The organism is Streptomyces venetus, from assembly GCF_039540295.1.
In the GTDB taxonomy this organism is placed as follows: Bacteria; Actinomycetota; Actinomycetes; order Streptomycetales; family Streptomycetaceae; genus Streptomyces; species Streptomyces venetus.
The window spans coordinates 548492-565009 of sequence record NZ_BAABET010000005.1; the positions used below are offsets into that span (position 1 = coordinate 548492).

17 protein-coding genes and 2 pseudogenes are annotated in these 16518 nt (G+C 71.3%); 7 read left to right on the top strand and 12 right to left on the bottom strand.

From position 1 onward, the window contains the following. The first annotated feature begins 195 nt into the window (after positions 1-195). A complete protein-coding gene (locus ABEA82_RS19605) occupies positions 196-1545 on the top strand; it encodes a PP2C family protein-serine/threonine phosphatase (protein ID WP_345662838.1) in 1350 nt (449 codons plus the stop codon). A gap of 28 nt (positions 1546-1573) precedes the next feature. On the opposite strand, the gene ABEA82_RS19610 is transcribed toward ABEA82_RS19605, so the two are convergent. The 3 genes from ABEA82_RS19610 to ABEA82_RS19620 all read right to left on the bottom strand — a co-directional run bounded on the left by ABEA82_RS19610 (position 1574) and on the right by ABEA82_RS19620 (position 3421). After that, positions 1574-1906, bottom strand: coding sequence for a DUF2516 family protein (locus ABEA82_RS19610; protein ID WP_078507033.1), 333 nt, complete (start codon positions 1904-1906; stop codon positions 1574-1576). A 114-nt stretch (positions 1907-2020) separates the two neighbouring features. Then, complete coding sequence (locus ABEA82_RS19615) at positions 2021-2770, bottom strand: hypothetical protein (RefSeq protein WP_345662839.1); 750 nt, start codon at positions 2768-2770, stop codon at positions 2021-2023. 87 nt (positions 2771-2857) lie between these two features. After that, a complete protein-coding gene (locus tag ABEA82_RS19620; protein ID WP_345662840.1) occupies positions 2858-3421 on the bottom strand; it encodes a helix-turn-helix domain-containing protein in 564 nt (187 codons plus the stop codon). Positions 3422-4146: 725 nt separating this feature from the next. Here ABEA82_RS19620 and ABEA82_RS19630 point away from each other — a divergent pair. Further along, positions 4147-4878 (top strand): annotated as a pseudogene (locus ABEA82_RS19630) (transposase family protein); the annotation flags it as partial. Here ABEA82_RS19630 and ABEA82_RS19635 read toward each other — a convergent pair. Both ABEA82_RS19635 and ABEA82_RS19640 read right to left on the bottom strand, forming a co-directional pair. Beyond that, the gene (locus ABEA82_RS19635) at positions 4850-5791 is read right to left on the bottom strand and encodes a hypothetical protein (protein WP_345662841.1); all 942 of its coding nucleotides are present in this window, start codon (positions 5789-5791) and stop codon (positions 4850-4852) included. The pseudogene ABEA82_RS19630 and the gene ABEA82_RS19635 sit on opposite strands and share 29 nt — an antisense overlap. Positions 5792-5907: 116 nt before the next feature. Further along, complete coding sequence (locus ABEA82_RS19640) at positions 5908-6744, bottom strand: hypothetical protein (RefSeq protein ID WP_345662842.1); 837 nt, start codon at positions 6742-6744, stop codon at positions 5908-5910. Between the two features lie 524 nt (positions 6745-7268). Between ABEA82_RS19640 and ABEA82_RS19645 the strand changes: the two are divergent. Continuing rightward, positions 7269-7613, top strand: a pseudogene (locus ABEA82_RS19645) (HD domain-containing protein); the annotation flags it as partial. A gap of 254 nt (positions 7614-7867) precedes the next feature. On the opposite strand, the gene ABEA82_RS19650 reads toward ABEA82_RS19645, so the two are convergent. The 3 genes from ABEA82_RS19650 to ABEA82_RS19660 all read right to left on the bottom strand — a co-directional run bounded on the left by ABEA82_RS19650 (position 7868) and on the right by ABEA82_RS19660 (position 9563). Further along, positions 7868-8740, bottom strand: a complete 873-nt coding sequence (locus tag ABEA82_RS19650) for a universal stress protein (protein WP_345662843.1) — start codon at positions 8738-8740, stop codon at positions 7868-7870. 224 nt (positions 8741-8964) lie between these two features. Next, positions 8965-9279 (bottom strand): hypothetical protein, encoded by a 315-nt coding sequence (locus tag ABEA82_RS19655; RefSeq protein ID WP_345662844.1) that lies wholly within the window; start codon positions 9277-9279, stop codon positions 8965-8967. Beyond that, on the bottom strand, positions 9279-9563 hold the full coding sequence (locus ABEA82_RS19660) for a hypothetical protein (protein ID WP_345662845.1): 285 nt from the start codon (positions 9561-9563) through the stop codon (positions 9279-9281). Before ABEA82_RS19660 ends, ABEA82_RS19655 begins: the two co-directional genes overlap by 1 nt. Positions 9564-9721: 158 nt before the next feature. Here ABEA82_RS19660 and ABEA82_RS19665 point away from each other — a divergent pair, with 158 nt between their 5' ends. Next, entirely contained in the window at positions 9722-10018 is a 297-nt protein-coding gene (locus tag ABEA82_RS19665) for a GntR family transcriptional regulator (protein WP_345662846.1), read from the top strand. 20 nt (positions 10019-10038) lie between these two features. Here ABEA82_RS19665 and ABEA82_RS19670 read toward each other — a convergent pair whose 3' ends face one another. After that, positions 10039-10395: a VOC family protein gene (locus ABEA82_RS19670; RefSeq protein WP_345662847.1), complete on the bottom strand. Its 357-nt coding sequence runs from the start codon at positions 10393-10395 to the stop codon at positions 10039-10041. Then, positions 10392-10940, bottom strand: coding sequence for a DUF6817 domain-containing protein (locus tag ABEA82_RS19675; protein ID WP_345662848.1), 549 nt, complete (start codon positions 10938-10940; stop codon positions 10392-10394). The genes ABEA82_RS19670 and ABEA82_RS19675 overlap by 4 nt, the downstream gene beginning before the upstream one ends. Positions 10941-11222: 282 nt before the next feature. Here ABEA82_RS19675 and ABEA82_RS19680 point away from each other — a divergent pair, with 282 nt between their 5' ends. The 3 genes from ABEA82_RS19680 (at position 11223) to ABEA82_RS19690 (ending at position 13644) form a co-directional block, all read left to right on the top strand. Continuing rightward, positions 11223-11795 carry a DUF2269 family protein gene (locus ABEA82_RS19680; protein ID WP_345662849.1) on the top strand — a complete coding sequence of 191 codons (573 nt, stop codon included), beginning with the start codon at positions 11223-11225 and terminating at the stop codon, positions 11793-11795. A 74-nt stretch (positions 11796-11869) separates the two neighbouring features. Beyond that, positions 11870-12457, top strand: a complete 588-nt coding sequence (locus tag ABEA82_RS19685; protein ID WP_345662944.1) for a TetR/AcrR family transcriptional regulator — start codon at positions 11870-11872, stop codon at positions 12455-12457. Between the two features lie 5 nt (positions 12458-12462). After that, complete coding sequence (locus ABEA82_RS19690) at positions 12463-13644, top strand: GDSL-type esterase/lipase family protein (RefSeq protein ID WP_345662850.1); 1182 nt, start codon at positions 12463-12465, stop codon at positions 13642-13644. Positions 13645-13647: 3 nt separating this feature from the next. Here the strand turns inward: ABEA82_RS19690 and ABEA82_RS19695 are convergent, their stop codons facing one another. Beyond that, positions 13648-14271 carry an RraA family protein gene (locus tag ABEA82_RS19695; protein ID WP_345662851.1) on the bottom strand — a complete coding sequence of 208 codons (624 nt, stop codon included), beginning with the start codon at positions 14269-14271 and terminating at the stop codon, positions 13648-13650. Between the two features lie 195 nt (positions 14272-14466). Then, positions 14467-16488 carry a HelD family protein gene (locus tag ABEA82_RS19700; protein ID WP_345662852.1) on the bottom strand — a complete coding sequence of 674 codons (2022 nt, stop codon included), beginning with the start codon at positions 16486-16488 and terminating at the stop codon, positions 14467-14469. Positions 16489-16518: the final 30 nt, after the last annotated feature.

Consider the following 16518-nt stretch of genomic DNA (forward strand, 5'->3'; position numbering starts at 1 on the left):
TGACGTTCGTCATCCCCGCGACATCCGCGCCCTGTCCAACTGCTGCACATATCGCGGCATATGACGCTGGCCGGTGGCGCAGCGGCGTGGCTCACACCATTCCAATGCGGCGCCGACACCCGCTATGGTCCCCGTCGGTGGGTCGAGGTCCCTCGCCCCACCGTGCCCTCGGGGGGAGGGAAGGAACCCAAGACGATGCCCGTACCCATACCGCGGCAGAGAGCGATCCCGGCCGTGGAGAGTGGTCAGGCGCAGGCCGCGTCGCCGTGCGGCGGCCCGGCCGAGGACTCCGCGACGGACGTCTCGGCAGCTGCCCCGCGCACGCCGGACACCGCCGGGAGCACCACGGAGAAGGTGGAGAGCAACACCACCCACACCAACCTGACGCTGCTGCTGATCGAGGACGACCCGGCCGGTTCGCCGATCGTGCCGGACATGCTGGACCAGGCAGGCAAGCCGATCCGCGTCCGCACGGCCCGCAATCTGACCGAGGCCGGGCGGCTGCTGACCGACGACGTCCACTGCATCCTGCTGGACCTCGCGCTGTCGGCGCCGGGCCGTGGCGACACCGACGACGAGCTCGCCGTGCTCAGGCACGTGCTGGAGCTCGCGCCCCGGCACGCCGTCCTCGCGCTGACCGCCTCGGGCGACGCCGAGCGCGGCGCGGAGGCGGTGCGCGTGGGTGCCCAGGACTACCTCTTCCGCGACGAGCTGGACGGCCGGCTGCTGAGCCGTGCGATCCGCTACGCCGTAGAGCGCAAGCGCTCCGAGTCGGCCGAGCGCCGGCTCGCCGAGGGCCGGCTGCGGGCCCAGGAGAACCGTCGACTGGAGCGCGGTCTGCTGCCGACGCCCCTGCTGGACGGCTCCCCGCTCCGGTTCGCCGCCCGCTACCGTCCGGGCCGCTCGCGCGCCCTGCTCGGTGGCGACTTCTACGACGTCGTGCGCACGCCGGACGGCACCGTGCACGCCATGATCGGTGACGTCTGCGGTCACGGCCCGGACGAGGCCGCGCTCGGTGTTGAGCTGCGGATCGCGTGGCGCGCGCTGACGCTGGCGGGCCTGTGCGGCGACGAGCTGCTGAACACGCTCCAGCAGGTGCTGGAGCACGAGCGGGCCGACGACGAGATCTTCGCGACCCTGTGCACGGTGGACATCGCGCCGGACGGCCGCCGCGCGGGCCTGTGCCTGGCCGGGCACCCGTCGCCGCTGCTGGCCCGCCCGGGCAAACCGGCCCGTCTGCTGCCGTACGACAACAACGGCCCGGCCCTCGGGCTGCTGCCGGGCGCGCGCTGGCCGCGGATGCAGGTGGAGCTGGGCGCCGAGTGGAGCCTGATGCTCTACACGGACGGACTGATCGAGGGCCGTATCGGCCAGGGCCGGGAACGGCTCGGCCAGGACGGCATGACGGAGATGATCCGCCGCCAGTTCGCCGAGGGACTGCGGGGCGAGGCACTGCTGCGGGCGGCGGTGAACGAGGTGCGCGACCTCAACGGTGGCGAGCTGACGGACGACGTGGCGGTGCTGCTGCTGGACCGGGTGCCCTAACTCCCCCGGGCCTGCCGGGAGGGGGTGGTCACCGGCCGCCGTTCCAGGGCCCGTACGGACCGTCGCTGCTGGAGCCGCGGTGGCTGCGGCCACCGCCCGGGAGCGCGCGGATGGCGGGGCGTACGTCGACCATGTACACGATCGTCGCGATGAGACCGATGATCGGCAGGAACGACAGGATCGGGAAGAGCAGGTTCACCACGAAGGCGATCCCGAGGACGATCAGCCAGAACGGTTTGGTCTTCTTGTCGGCCGCGCGGTAGGCGTCCTCCCGGCGCACAGCGGCGTCGATCAACGCGAAGCCACTGAAAACGATCAGGGCCATGCTCAGAAGCCACATCAACCCTGCGAAGCCCTGCATCAGCACAACGTCCACCACCTGACTCGGCTCGTCCTACGCGGTCACCGTACCCGTACAACGGGCCGGGCACCCCCAGGGTGCCCGGCCCGATGTCGCTCTCCGCCTTCCGCCGTCCTACTTGGCCGGCGGGGTGGTCTTCTTGGCGGTGGTCTTGCCGTTGGTCGCGGTGGTCTTGCCGCTGGGGGCCGTGGTCTTGTCGTTGGTGGGCTTGCGCGCCGCCGGGGCCTTCTTGGCGGGGGCCGGCTTGGCGGGCGTCGGCTTCGCCGCGGCGGCGGAGGCACCGGCGGGCTTCGCCGGCTCGGTCTTGACCTCGACCGGCTGGGACTTCGGCTGGGCCTTCGGCTCGACGGCCACGGCCAGCTCCTCGACGCCCTCGGCGACGTCCTCGATGCTCTCGGCGGCCTCGCCGCGCCAGGTGCGCACGGCCTGCTCGCCGTGCTCGGCGACCTTCTCGTAGGTCTCGCGCGCCTTGACGGCGTACTCGGCGGCCACGCCGACCCCGCGCAGCGCGAAGTCCTGGGCGCTCTCGCCGAACTTCTTCAGGTCCGCGTCGAGGTTGCTGCCGAGCTTCTTGATGTCGGTGTCGAGGGAGCCGAGGAACCCGGTGACCTTGTTCTGGAGCGTCTCCTGCGTCTCGCGGACGCGGGCGGAGGCCTCCTTCGCCCGGGCGGACGCCTTCTCCTGGACGGCCTTGGTGTCGGTGTTGCGCACGGCCTCGAACCGCGCCGGGGCCTCGTTGCGCAGCTGCTCCACCAGGGCCGGGACCTTCTTGGCCTGCTGGAGGGCGAGGTCGGCGGTACCTGCGGCGAAGTAGAGCGGGGTCGGGTCGCTGAGGGTCTTGCGCAGGTCGTCGGTGATGGCCATGGTGATGGTCCTCCCGGATTCTGTTCGCTTGAGAGTTCGGCTGAGGGTGGTGTGATCCGCGGCGGGCGGCCGGTGCCCTGGTCCGGCTCAGCCGGCCGTCTGCTGCGGGTCGGTGTCACTGATGCCGCTGCCCTTGCGGGTGCGGCGGGTGGCGGACGTACCGCCGTTGGTGCTGCGGGGACGACGGGCCGGTGACGGTACGCCGTCGGCCGCGAGGGTCGGCGGTATCTCGGCCCCGGCGGCGCCGCCGGTCGCACTGCCGGTGGCGCTCTCCGAAGCGTCGGCCTCCCCGTCTCCCGTCCCGAACCCGTTCTCCTTGCGGAAGGACTCGTAGATCTGGAGCAGCACCTGCTTCTGCCGCTCGTTCAGCGTCGGGTCCGCGAGTATCACGGCACGCGTCTCGACCTCGTCCCGGTCCCGCTCGGCGTCGAGGATGCCGGCCCGGACGTACAACGTCTCGGCGGAGATCCGCAGGGCCTTGGCGACCTGCTGCAACACCTCCGCGCTCGGCTTGCGCAGCCCGCGCTCGATCTGGCTCAGGTACGGATTGGACACCCCGGCGGCGTCGGCGAGCTGCCGCAGCGACAGCTGCGCGTTGCGCCGCTGCTCGCGCAGGTAGTCACCGAGATTGCCGACGTTGAGGGTTGCCATGCCTCCACAGTGCAACATCGCGCTAACTATTGCAAGCACCTGCTTGCAATAGTGCGCCACACCACCCGGACGGCTGAGGGGCGTGCTTGACCTATGTCCTGCCTCCGCGATGTGTAGGCAGTCCCGCTCTTCTGTAGGCATGCGGGGCTGCGTCCCGGTCATCGGCGGTGCTGCGGCCGTCGACGAAGGCTGTGGACGCCGCGCTGCTGCTGGCCCGGGCGATGACGCCGGAGCCGATGCGGCCGGGCTGGGCGGACGCTTTGCGGATGTCCCGCTCGGTGCACCATGCGGCGGCCGTTCCAGTGATCACGCCGGAGACGATCGTCTGGCCGGGGCAAGGCCTACATCTCCGACACGTTCCGCTCGGCCTGCCAGTCGCTGGGCATCTCCTTCCAGCCTGCCCACCCCGACACCCCGACGGACAAACCGCATGTCGAGCGGACGCTGGGCTCGGTGGCCTCGATGTTCGTCCAGCACCTGCCCGGCCACAAGGGACGCAGCACCGAACACCGCGGCGGCGATCCGGCCGCGGAGGCGGTCTGGACGATCCATCAGCTCCAGGGGTTGTTGCAGGAGTGGATCATCCACTGGCAGAACCGGCCGCACGACGGGCTGAGGGACCCGCTGATGCCCGGCAAGGCGCTGACTCCGAACGAGAAGTACGCCGTCCTGGTCGCGGCGGCCGGACATGTCCCGGTCGCCCTCAGCCCGGACGAGTACATCGAGCTGCTGCCCCGCTGCCGGCGGCGCACGATGACGAGGTCTACGGCGGCAACCCGAAACTGCGGACCGCCTTGGAAGGACGCGGCATCGGCTACGTCCTCGCGGTGGCCTGCTCGGCCGAAGTTCCCACCGCCACAGGCAAGTTCCGCGCTGATGCCCTGGAGAAGAAGGTGCCGAAGCGGGACCGGCGCGAAGGGGCAGCGGTTCTACGACTGGGCCGTCATCGACCTCGCCGAAGAGCCGCCAGGACACCACCAGCTGCTGATCCGCCGCAACCGCACCACCGGCGAACTCGCCTACTACCGCTGTCACTCCACCACGCCGGCACCCCTGGCCACCCTGGTCAAGGTCGCAGGTTCCAGATGGCGAGTGGAAGAGACCTTCCAAAGCGAGAAGGGACTGGCCGGACTGGATGAACACCAGGTCCGCCGTACCCCTCCTGGGCCCGCTGGGTCACCCTCGCCATGCTCGCCCACGCCTTCCTCGCCGTCGCCCGCGCCGACGAACACGCACGCCGACCCACGCCGGACGACCTGATCCCGCTGACCTGCAACGAGATCTGCCGCCTGTTCATCGCGCTCGTCGTCCGACCCGTCCGCGGCGCGGCCCACCGGCTTGCTTGGTCCGACTGGCGCCGCCGCCACCAGGCACGATCACGCACCAGTCACTACCGGCGGCAAGCCGCATCCCCGACAAATGCCAAGCTCAGCACTCCTTGGCGGGCCTCCCCTTGACGTCGGCGAACTCCACCCGCAGGCTGTCGTCCTTCTCGATCACCCAGAGAGTGCCACGGCCGGGCGTCCAGTCCGACCCCACCAGGAACACCCGGTCCCCCGACACGTGGAAGAGCCGCAGCCCTGCGTGACGGAAGCCGTAGGCGCTGTCCTTGTCCTCGATACGGTTGAAGCAGGTGCCATCACCGCGGATCAGCAGGTCCTTCTCACTGAAGACGACCACTGAGGGAAACGCCGTGTCGACCGATCGCGCGGCCGTCTCCGCCCGGCTGCGGCCTACCATTCCCGCGTACGCGGAGATCGCCCAGAACAGCGCCAGCACGCTGATCAGGACGGTAAGCGCCCACAGGCGCAACTTTCTGCGGCGGTCTGCCGCCGAGGACGGCTCGCCTGCGCGCGACAGAGTACGCGCGTAGGTGGTCAGCAGAAAGCCGGGAATCAGCGCCAGCGGGACGAGCAACTCCAACAGGGGGAAGCGCGGCAGCAGCACCATCAGGGCCACGGGTGGCAGCCAGGCGAACCGTAGGGTCCGGGTCACCGCTTCGGCGCGGCCCGGGTCCTGCGTCACCCAGCGGTGCAGCCCTGTACCGGCCAGCGCGGCGGCCGCCACCAGCGCGGCCGGCAGGAACAGCGCGTCCACACTGCGCAGCAGGTAGTCGATGGTCGACAGCCGTAACACGGTGTCACGCAGCCCGAGAGCCCGGGTCTCGGCATCTGTGCTCGCCCACCCGAAGTAGAACAGGACCGCTGTGAGCAGCGACAGCAGCGAACCCGCCGCACCGAGGAGTTCCAGCCAGCCGGGCGGCAGGGTGCTCTCGGGTCCTGCACCGGACTGGGGCTCGGGCTCGGGGGACGATGTGTCCGGCGCACGGTTCGGGGCGGCTGCTGGGCTGGCTGCAGGGGAGTCTGGCATGTGGGCGGCCGGGGAGGGTTGGGGAGGGCCCCCGTCGCCCTGCAGCGGGCGACGGGGGCGGACCATCTGCTGGGCGAGGGCGCGCAGCCGGGTCCTCCTTCGGGAGGCGACGGCCATCAGGGGGCCTTCACCGTGAACCCGCGGGGCGCGGTGAGTTCGAACCCGTCCCCGGCGAGCGTGATCTTCTTCACCTCGGTGCCGGGCTGCAGGTTCTGTGGGACCTCGAACAGGGTGATGCCCTTGTGGCAGCACGCCTTGTCCTCATCGCCCTCGGACAAGGGGCGGACATCCTGTTTCTTTCCGTCGAGGAAAACATGACGGACCTCGCTCGGCCAGGTTCCGTGGACCTCGACGATGTCCCCGGGGGCCGCCTCGTCGACGTTCCCGATGGGGAAGTACAGGTCGGTGACCCGGTACGGACACGCAGCCGCGCCCGGTCCTGTGGGCGCCTCGCCGAACTCGACCTTCCCGTCGGGATGTTCCAGGAGGAAGGACCCGACCTGCTTCAGCAGGTCGTACCCGGCCTGGTACTTGCAGTCCCCGGTGGTGATACCCCTGACCTCACGGTAGGACTCGATGGCGGTTTTCCACCCGCCCTCATTTCCCTGCACGGCAAAACAGATACCGATGAGCCCTTTGAGGAGATTCCACGTGGCAGGGGCTTCCGCCCGGCGTTCGGAACCCTTCACGTCATACTGCCGCTGGGCACGGTCGCAATTGTGTCGCTGGATCAGGTCGTAGACGTGGTCGGGCTGGAGCGCATCGAACTCGGGGGATTTCGGGCCGATGCGAAGCCAGGAGAACTTCTCGCTCGGTACTTCCCCGTCCCCGTCCCCGTCCCTGTTTCCTCCGCCGCCGTCACCGCGGTTTCCGGATCCCGTGGACGCTCCTGGTGACCCGGACACAGGAGTCCTGGGAGATGCCGCCGACTCCGAAGCTCCGGTTGTCCACACCCCTCCATCCGAGCCCGGATCTCCCGTCCAACCGCCGCCGGACACCGAGGAGTCGGGGCTCCCGCCACTTCCCTGCGTCCCGCCGCCCCGATCAGACCTGTCCGAATCGCCGGACCCCGGAGAACCCTTCGACCCGCCCGATCCGGGGGACCCATCGCCCGGCCCGGCGCTGCGCGGTAATGCGTTCTTGGTGCCCGGACTTCCAGCCCCCTGGTCCGCACCGCCTCCAGCGCACCCGGCGAAGGCGAGAGCGCCGATCACAATGAGCACGATCAAGGAAATGACTGCACTCCACCAGAGGGAATGAGTTCGCTCCGTGTTCTGCTGCGTCAATTTCCGGCCCCCTGTACCGCGACCGCAGTCGCGCCCCAACGCGTGCGCAGACCAGGGTATCCCGCGTTGTCTGGCGGACTCGGGAATTTTCGAGAAATGCCTCGCATCGTTTCCGTAGTCCATTTCTTGAGCGATTTGGTTCGCTTGATGAGGGACTTGGGGTCGATGAGCCTCCGGGGGACACTGAGGCCATGACCACAACCCCGCTGTCCCTCCCCGAAGTGGAAGCCCTCGCCCGCGAGGCGCACGCACACCAGACCGACAAGGCCGGACGGCCCTACGCCGAGCACCTCCGGGCCGTCGCCGAAGGGGTCCGTGCCCGCGGCGGCGACGACGAGCAGATCGCCGCCGCCTGGCTGCACGACGCGGTCGAGGACGACGCCCTGGCCGAGGAGTGGCTGCGTGAGGCCGCGCTGACCCGGCGGACGAAGGACATCGTCCAGGCGCTCACCAAGCGGACGGGAGAGCCCCCGGAGGCGTACGCCCGGCGCATTCTCGACACCCCGGCCGCCGTCCTAGCAGGGACGTCCCCTCTATGGACTGCCCACACGTAGGCGGGACGGTCCCGGCCAGCACGTCCCAAACAAAACGAAGTACCCCAGGTCAGGGCCTCGCACTACCCACACTTAACTGGGACAGGACACCGGTGAGAACGATCATGGTCATGATCTGAGCGCCGCGGCGTCCGGTCGGGGAACGGGGGACGTCCGCGTTGCGGAGGTCGGCGAAGTCGGCATTCCCCGAGGGTGGCGGGGCGGTGCGGCGGGTTGTGAGGGGCGGTGATTCGGACTCAGGCATGGGGGACGACAGCCACGGGGCAGCGTCCGTGGTGGAGGGCGGCGTGGGCGACGTGGCTCAGCAGCGGCCCCGTGTGCGGGTGCCGGTGCACGCGCCGGCCGACGACCAGCAGCCCGGCGTCCAAGGTGGCCTCCACGACGGCCTTGGCGGGGCTCGTGAGACGGACACTCTCGGACACGTCCACCCCCGGGTACTTCTCCTGCCAAGGGCGGAGCGCCTTGCCCAGTTCCTTCTGGCCGTTCCTCGTCATCTCCTCGGTGGCGTCGTGGTCGACACCCCAGGGGGTGCGCGCGTGGAGCGGAACGCTGCGGCCGAGGACGGCCAGCAGGGGAACGCTCCGCGCGGCGGCGGTGTGGAAGGCGAAATCGAGCAACTCGTCGCTTGACCCGCGCGGTTCCACCGCCACGACCACGCGACTCGCGGTTGCCGGAGGCGGGTGCTCCTTTCCCGGGGCCGTGCGGACCACGACGACGGGCCGGTCGGCGCGCGCCACGACCGGGAGGCTGACGTCGCCCAGGAAGTAGCTCGAGAGGGTCTCCATCCTCCGGGAGCCGAGCACGAGCATCTCGGAATCCGATGCCGTCCGCAGCAGGGCCTCCCGGGCGTCCTCGGCGACCAGGCTGCCCACGACCGTCAGGCCCGGATGGCGTGTCTGAAGCTCCGACTGCGCGGTGTGGACCAGACGCTTCGCCCAGTAGTTCTGGTCGACTTCGGAGGGCCCGCGGGCCGGTTCCGGTACCAGCATCGGCCACGCGTGCAGCAGCCGCAGGGTGAGCTTGCGCATCTCGGCCTCGTCGGCGGCCCAGCGGGCGGCGGTGAGGCTCTCTGGTGAGCCGTCGAGGCCCACGGTGACGACTGGTTGCATGGCGGCGGCCTCCGTCTCGTACGAAGCTGGACATGACGGTGAACGAGTCCGGGGGCGAGCCGTCCGGACGTCGCCGGCGGGCCGAGTGTGGTGCTTTCTCTCCCTTCGAGAACTACACCAATCCCCTGCGGCGCGCATGTGGACCTAGGGACGGCAGGACACGACGGTGAGAACGATCATGGTGGTGCGGCAGGCGCGATCGGTCTCCAGGAAATAGGCAGTGTTCAAGGACGGGTCCGAGGAGACCGCATGCCGCGGGACTCGGCGACGCGCAGGGCGTCGGTCAGGCACTCGGCGAGACGGAGACCGGCGTAGCGGACCTCGGTGTACGGCGAGGCCGGGTCGTCCAGCACCATGCGGGCGAGGCCGAGCACCTCGGTGCCGGTGGCGAGCTGGGTGGCTTCCAGTTCGTCGGCGAGTCGGGAGACGTAGCTGCCGTCATCGTCGGTCACCAGGTAGCAGGGGTTGCCGTCCGGGGACGGCCAGGGCAGGAGCCGGGGCATGGGCGTGCCGTGGGCGTGGCCGTCTGCGTGTCCCATCAGGCAGCCGCCTTCTGGTCGTCTACGAGGTGCCGATCCAGGGCTACGTGATTGTGGGCGGCGAGGTAGGGGCGTACGAGGGCGGAGGCGGTGCCGTCGAGGGGGGTGGGGAGGCCGTACGGGGAACGGTGACGGGGGAGGTGCGGCAGCTGGGACGCGGAGGGGCGGCGCACGGGGGTGAGGTGGAGGCGAGGGGAGCAGTGGTGGCACCGACGTCGTTTGCCCGTACCCGGGCCGAAGAGAAGGCGCAGCCATTGGAGGGCGCGGGGGATAAGGTCGTGCATGTCGACGCTCCTTGTTCAGCGTTGGCCATGCCCCGGGAGGTCTAGCCACCTCGCCGGGGTTTTCCGTCTTCGACGCTACACCTGTGTGCAGACCTCTACATACAAGTGCAGAGGGATCCACCCGATCGTGCAGCTCGCCACCGCTCTACGTTGGACGTATGAGCGATACCGAAGCGCCGAAGACCTCGCTGGACCCCATGAGCGCCAGACCGCTCTACGTGCAGCTGGCCGACGTGATCGCCGGGAAGATCGCGTCCGGAGAGCTGGCGCCTGACAGGCCTATCCCCTCCGAGAACCACCTCGCCGACGAGTACGGCGTGGCACGACTCACCGCGCGGCGGGCCGCGCAGGAACTCCGCGAGCGCGGCCTGATCGTCACTGTGCGAGGCAAGGGTTCCTTCGTCGTCGAACAGCCTGTGGGCGACGCGCCCGAGGAGAGCGAACCGAACGCCTGAAAGGGGCCGCGCGTCCTCGTTCAGCCCCCGACGATGCAGAACGGATGCCCCGCCGGGTCCGTGAGCACCCGCCACCTGCCCGCGTTCGGCTGGTACTCCGGTCTGCCCGCGCCCAGCTCCACCAGCCGTGCCTCGGCCTCCTCCAGGTCCGTGACCCTGAAGCAGCAGTGCAGTTGCTGCGGTACCTCCTGGTCGGGCCAGCTCGGTGCGCGGTAGTCGTCGACGCGCTGGAAGCCGACGGAGATGTCGCCCTCGCTGCCCAGCGAGGCGAACTCGGCGTTCGACTTCGGATGCAGGTCGAGCCCGGTGGCCTGCTGGTAGAACGCCGCGAGCGCCAGCGGGTCGGCGCAGTCCAGGGTGATCGCGCTCAACTTCATCCCGCGAGCACCTCCTGACAGTCCGACCAGGCAGGTCGGCTCAGCAGGGGGCGGATGCGGGTGAAGAGGCTGAGGAGGTCGGGGCCCCATCGGCCGCGGAAGGCGGGGTCGGTGCGGGCGAGGTCAAGTTCGTTGGCGGCGGAGAGCTCGGAGAAGTCCCGCCGTGACTGCGGCTCCCGGGTGTGACTCAGGCCGGTGAACCGGTCGCGGAAGGGCCCGTCGGGGTCGGCGAGCGTCGGATAGGTGGCCCCGCGATCGCAGGAGGCGTACAGGTACACCAGCGCTTCGGCCTCGGCGCCGACCGCCGCCGTGAGTTCGCTACGGCGGTCCAGGGGCAGCAGGGCCTCGGGGAAGCCGTCGGTTCCGTAGAACGCGTGGCAGAGGCCCGCGAGTTGGAGGGCCGGGCGGGCGCCCCAGGCGGCGAGTTGCCCTTGGACGCGCTGGAGGTGGGTGATGAGGGTGCCGCCTGGATGGGCGAGGTCCGCCGCGCCCAGCTCGTGCAGGAGCGCGTCGGCCGGGCCGGAGGCCGCAAGGGAAACGGGCACGGGGTGGTGTCCTTCCAGCAGTTCCGGAGGTCGGCCCCCATCAAATCGGTGGACGGACCGGGTCGGCCATCGATTTGATCGCGCTCACCTGCACCGTACGCGCCGTGACGAGCAGCCCGGCCCGGTCGAGGAGTTCGGCGATCCGCTCATGGCGCGAAGCCGGCCGACGGCCCTGACTGGCCCCCGGAGCCGGGCCCCGGAAGCCAGTACGCCGACACCAGTAGGCCCGGTTACTCCCGCCGTACGACGCCCGGAGCATCCCCGCCCGGCACCGTTGGCAACGTGAAGTCCAAGACGATCCCAAGTCGCAAGCCGAGCCCGAAACTCAGTCGGCCCGCCCGCCGGGCCCTGCTCGTCGTCCACGTCATCGCCTCCGCCGGCTGGCTCGGGCTCACGCTCGGGCTGCTCGCCCTCGGGGTCACCGCGGGCGCCGACGGTTCCGCCGTCACCGTCGAGGCGTCCGTGCGGGCCATGCGGCTCTTCGCCGACTGGCTGCTGCTCCCCGTCGCGTTCCTCACGCTCCTCAGCGGCCTCGTGCTCTCGCTGGGCACCCCGTGGGGGCTGGCACGGCACCGGTGGGTGTACACGAAGTTCTGGCTGACCCTCGCCACGACCACCGCCACAGCCTTCGCCCTGCGTCCCGCGACGCACTCCGCGGTCACCGCCGTCGCCGCGGGCGGGCCGCTGCCCGAGACCCATGAGGTGCTGATGGGGCCGATCGTCTCGCTGTCCGCCTACGTCTTCATGACCGTGATCTCCGTGCTGAAGCCCTGGGGGCCGACCAAGAGGGGGAGGCGGCTGCGGGTCTCCTCACGGCGGGCCCGCAAGGAGGTGCGGGCGGCCTCGCCAACCTAAAGGAAATGATATTTGCCTAAAGGGCTTAGGCAAATGCACAATCCCTTCAGGCAGGCGGAAGGGAGAGCCGGATGATGGCGCGCGCAGGACTGACCCCGGAACTACTGACCCGGGCGGGTGCCGAGCTCGCCGACGAGGTCGGCTTCGACCAGGTCACCGTCTCGGCGCTGGCCCGCCGGTTCGACGTCAAGGTCGCGAGCCTGTACTCGCACGTCAGGAACTCCCAGGACCTCAAGACCCGCATCGCGCTGCTCGCGCTCACCGAAATGGCCGACCGGGCCGCCGAGGCCCTGGCCGGCCGGGCCGGCAAGGACGCCCTGGCCGCGCTCGCGAACGTCTACCGCGACTACGCCCGGGAACACCCCGGCCGCTACGCCGCCGCCCAACTGCGCCTCGACCCGCAGACCGCCGCCGCGAGCGCCGGTGTCCGGCACGCGCAGATGACCCGGGCGCTGCTGCGCGGCTACGACCTGACGGAACCCGACCAGACCCACGCGGTGCGGCTGCTCGGCAGCGTCTTCCACGGCTACGTCAGCCTGGAGCTGGGCGGCGGTTTCAGCCACAGCGCCCCGGACACCGAGGAGACGTGGGCCCGGATCCTCGACGCCCTCGACACGCTGCTGCGGAACTGGCCCGCGGCCCCTACCGATCCCCGAGGCTGACACCCATGCACACCGAGCACGACTGGATCACCACGCCCCTCACCGCGGACCTGCTGCGCGGCGCCCTCGACCTGGAGCGCACCGAGCACGGCCTGCTCCCGCACCGGTTGCCCGCCCGGGCCCGCGCGCAGAACACCAACGCCCAGCTGGCGATGGCCGAGGCCCAGCCCTCCGGCGTACGGCTGGTCTTCCGTACCGCGGCGACCGCCATCGAGCTGGACACCCTGCGCACCAAGCGCGACTACGCCGGTTTCCCGCCGCGCCCGGACGGTCTGTACGACCTGCTCGTCGACGGCCGCCCGGCCGGCCAGGCAGCGGGGAACGGCGGCAACGTCCTCACCCTCGATCTGGCCACCTGGGAGGGCGAGCTCACGCCGGGTCCGGTGGGCACCGTCCGCTTCACCGGGCTGCCCGCCGAGGAGAAGGACGTGGAGATCTGGCTGCCGCACAACGAGACCACCGAGCTGGTCGCCCTGCGCACGGACGCGCCCGTCGCACCCGCGCCGGACCGGGGCCGCCGGGTGTGGCTGCACCACGGCAGCTCGATCAGCCACGGCTCGGACGCCGCGAGCCCCACGGCCGTCTGGCCCGCGATCGCCGCGTCCCGCGGGGGTGTGGAGCTGATCAACCTCGGCCTGGGCGGCAGCGCGATGCTCGACCCGTTCACCGCGCGCGCCATGCGGGACACGCCGGCCGACCTGATCAGCGTCAAGATGGGCATCAACATCGTCAACCAGGACGCGATGCGGCTGCGCACCTTCGGCCCGGCCGTCCACGGCTTCCTCGACACGATCCGCGAGGGCCACCCCGACACCCCGCTGCTGCTGGTCTCCCCCGTCCACTGCGCCATCCACGAGGACACGCCCGGCCCCACCGCCCCTGACATCGACGAGATCGGCAAGGGCCGCCTGGTCTTCGCCGCCATGGGCGACCCGGCGGAGAAGGCCGGCGGCAAGCTCACGCTCGGCGTCATCCGCGAGGAGCTGTCCCGCATCGTGCGGCAGCGCGCCGCCGACGACCCGAACCTCCACTACCTCGACGGCCTGGAGCTCTACGGCGCGTCCGACGCGGCCGAACTCCCGCTCCCCGACAACGTCCACCCGGACGCCGCCACCCACCGCCGTATCGGCGAACGCTTCGGCGAACTGGCCTTCACCGAGGACGGCCCCTTCGCGGCACGGAGCTGACCGTCAGCCCTCGAACCCCTGGTCCGCCAGGATCTTGTCGATGCGGGCCCGGTGGGCCGACTCCCAGGCGTCCAGGGTCTCCCCGGCCTCCTTGGCCAGCTTGGCGCGGGCGGCGGTGAGGGTCTCCTCCAGGCGGGCGGCGGGCACCACCACGACGCCCTCCTCGTCGGCCACGACCACGTCGCCCGCGTCGACCGCGACCCCGCCGCAGCGCACCCGTTCCCCCAGCGGCCGGACGGCCGACTTGCGGCCCGGGATGGGGATGACCCCGCGGGCGAACACCGGGAAACGCATCTCCCGTACCTCGGCGAGGTCGCGGATCAGGCCGTCGGCGACGAACGCGGCGACCCCCCGGCGCTGGGCGACGGCGCAGACGTTGCCGCCGGCCAGCGCGTAGTCGAGGTCCCCCGACTCCACGACGACGACCGAGCCGGGGTCGGCCCGGTGGATCGCGGCGTGCAGCATCAGGTTGTCGCCGGGCGGGCACCGGACGGTGAAGGCCGGTCCGGCCACCCGCGGCACCGGTCCCCACAGCGGCCGGATCCCGATGTCCATGACCTGCTCGCGGCCCAGCAGGTCGGCCAGTGTGGTCGTGGGTATGTCCGTGAACGCGTCGACGTCAGCCATGACATGGATCTAACCACCCACGCCGGTCGCTAGTGCCCCGACAGGCAACGTTCGCCCCGTCGCGACGCCCGGCACGCACTCTCGCCGCACCGGCCGAAAGCCCAAGTACGTCCCAGTACGAGGACTTCCGGCCGGCACGCCGAGAGCACGCACCGGACGCCGCTCCTTGACGGGCAAACGTTGCCTGCCGCGGCACTAGAACGGCAACGGCCGAGCCCGCACCACCTCGAGCCGCGACACCGCCCGCGTCAGCACCACGTACAGCCGGTGCGGTCCCCGTTCCTCCGCCTCCGCGATCGCCGCCGGCTCGACGGCCACGACATGGTCGTACTCGAGCCCCTTGACCACGCTCGCCGGTACCAGGGACAGCCGCGCGCCGAGTTCCTCGTGGCCCGCCGCCTCGATACCGGCGGCGTCCAGTGCGGCCCGCACCCCGGGGACGTCAGCGTCCGCCGCCACGACTCCGACGGACCCCTCGCGCCCGAGGGCGTCCCGTACGGCGGCCACGACCGCCGCGGGCACCCCGTCCGCGGTGGTCTCCCGGATCCGCAACTCCCCGTCGCCGCGCAGCGAACGGGCCGCCGGCACGTCCACGTCCAGCCGCTCCAGCAGCCGGTTGGCGAACCCGACGACCGCCTGCGGCACGCGGAAGCCGGTGGTCAGCGCGATCACGGGCGCGTCCGGCTTCCCCAGGTGCGCGAGGACCGTCCGCCAGGACCGTGCCGCCCACGGCGTCGTCCCCTGGGCCAGGTCGCCCAGCACCGTCAGTGAACCGAAGGAGGCCCGGCGGGCGATGGCGCGGCACTCCATCGGTGACAGGTCCTGCGCCTCGTCGACGACGACGTGCCCGTACCCCTCCGGGTGCTCGATCAGCCCGGCGGCCTCGTCGAGGAGCACCAGATCGGCGGCCGACCAGCGCGCCGACTTCCACGACCGGGGCGGCTTCCGCCACCGCAGCGCCTCCTGCTCGGCGGCGTCCAGCAACCCCTCGGCCGCCTCCGCCAGGGCCCCGTGGTCGCCGAGCAGTCCGGCCACGACCTCCTCGGGCCGCACCCGGGGCCAGACGGCGTCGAGGTACGCGGACACGGGCCGGGCCCGCTCGACCCGGCGCACCCAGGCGTTCGTGGGCGGCCCGGCCCGCCGCTCCACCTGCTCGCGCAGGCACCTCACGATCCGCGCCCGCACGCGCTCCCGCCCGACCCCGTACGGGGGTTCCTCCTCCCGTACGGTCGCGACGATCCGGGCCAGTTCCGTATCCGGGACGCGCCAGCGGTACGACCCGTCCGGCACGGCGAGCGAGCCGGCCCCCTCGGTGCGCACGCGCGCGTACAGCGCCCGCCGCAGCACCTCGGCCATCCGGGCGTCGTGTTTGACGACGGCTGCCGCGGGCTCGTCGACGCCCCTGACCGGATGCCGCGCGATCTCCTCGGCGAGTGTCGACTGCCGTACCCCGCTCTCGCCGAGGGCCGGCAGGACCTCGGCGATGTACGACAGGAAGGTGCGGTTGGGCCCGAGGATCAGCAGACCGCCGCGGCGGATGCGCTGGGGGTGGGTGTAGAGCAGATACGCGGCCCGGTGCAGGCCGACCGCGGTCTTGCCGGTGCCGGGCGCCCCCTGCACGCACACCGACACCGCCAGGTCCTCCCGGACGAGGTCGTCCTGCTCGGGCTGGATGGTCGCGGCGATGTCCCGCATGGGCCCGACACGTGGCCGCTCGATCTCGCGGGCGACGATCTCACTGGCCCGGGCCTCGCCCTGCGCCAGGTGCTCGTCCTCCAGGCCGGTGAGGTCGCCGGAGTCGCCCCGGCTGCCGGGCGCCCAGCCGAACCGGCGGCGCACGGCGACGCCCTGCGGGTCACGCGCGGATGCCTGGTAGAAGGCGCGTGAGACGGGAGCGCGCCAGTCGACGACGAGGGGCGGTTCGGCAGGGTGCTCGCTGATGCGCAGCCGCCCGATGTGCAGCCGCCCACCGGCCCCCTCGAACTCCAGGGCCCCGAAGAACAACGGCCCCTCGGGCAGTTCCCGCAGCTCCTTGGCCCGGCTGCGCAGCCGGTGTCCGAGGACCTCGGCATCGGCACCGGAGGCGGATACGTCTTCCCCGATGACGACCTGTTCACCGGCGCCCTCGACCATCGCGGCGAGGGCGTCCCGGCAGCGCTCGTGATGGGCGCGTTCCCGGTCGAGTACGTGCTGGAGGGCAGGCTCGGTCGACGTCATTCCACCGAGGATAGACGAAAATGTAACCGA

Coding starts and splice junctions, on each gene's coding strand:
- ABEA82_RS19605 (WP_345662838.1), top strand. CDS start 196: ATGCCCGTACCCATACCGCGGCAGAGAGCGATCCCGGCCGTGGAGAGT.
- ABEA82_RS19610 (WP_078507033.1), bottom strand. CDS start 1,906: ATGCAGGGCTTCGCAGGGTTGATGTGGCTTCTGAGCATGGCCCTGATC.
- ABEA82_RS19615 (WP_345662839.1), bottom strand. CDS start 2,770: ATGGCCATCACCGACGACCTGCGCAAGACCCTCAGCGACCCGACCCCG.
- ABEA82_RS19620 (WP_345662840.1), bottom strand. CDS start 3,421: ATGGCAACCCTCAACGTCGGCAATCTCGGTGACTACCTGCGCGAGCAG.
- ABEA82_RS19635 (WP_345662841.1), bottom strand. CDS start 5,791: ATGCCAGACTCCCCTGCAGCCAGCCCAGCAGCCGCCCCGAACCGTGCG.
- ABEA82_RS19650 (WP_345662843.1), bottom strand. CDS start 8,740: ATGCAACCAGTCGTCACCGTGGGCCTCGACGGCTCACCAGAGAGCCTC.
- ABEA82_RS19655 (WP_345662844.1), bottom strand. CDS start 9,279: ATGGGACACGCAGACGGCCACGCCCACGGCACGCCCATGCCCCGGCTC.
- ABEA82_RS19660 (WP_345662845.1), bottom strand. CDS start 9,563: ATGCACGACCTTATCCCCCGCGCCCTCCAATGGCTGCGCCTTCTCTTC.
- ABEA82_RS19665 (WP_345662846.1), top strand. CDS start 9,722: ATGAGCGATACCGAAGCGCCGAAGACCTCGCTGGACCCCATGAGCGCC.
- ABEA82_RS19670 (WP_345662847.1), bottom strand. CDS start 10,395: ATGAAGTTGAGCGCGATCACCCTGGACTGCGCCGACCCGCTGGCGCTC.
- ABEA82_RS19685 (WP_345662944.1), top strand. CDS start 11,870: ATGGCGCGCGCAGGACTGACCCCGGAACTACTGACCCGGGCGGGTGCC.
- ABEA82_RS19690 (WP_345662850.1), top strand. CDS start 12,463: ATGCACACCGAGCACGACTGGATCACCACGCCCCTCACCGCGGACCTG.
- ABEA82_RS19695 (WP_345662851.1), bottom strand. CDS start 14,271: ATGGCTGACGTCGACGCGTTCACGGACATACCCACGACCACACTGGCC.
- ABEA82_RS19700 (WP_345662852.1), bottom strand. CDS start 16,488: ATGACGTCGACCGAGCCTGCCCTCCAGCACGTACTCGACCGGGAACGC.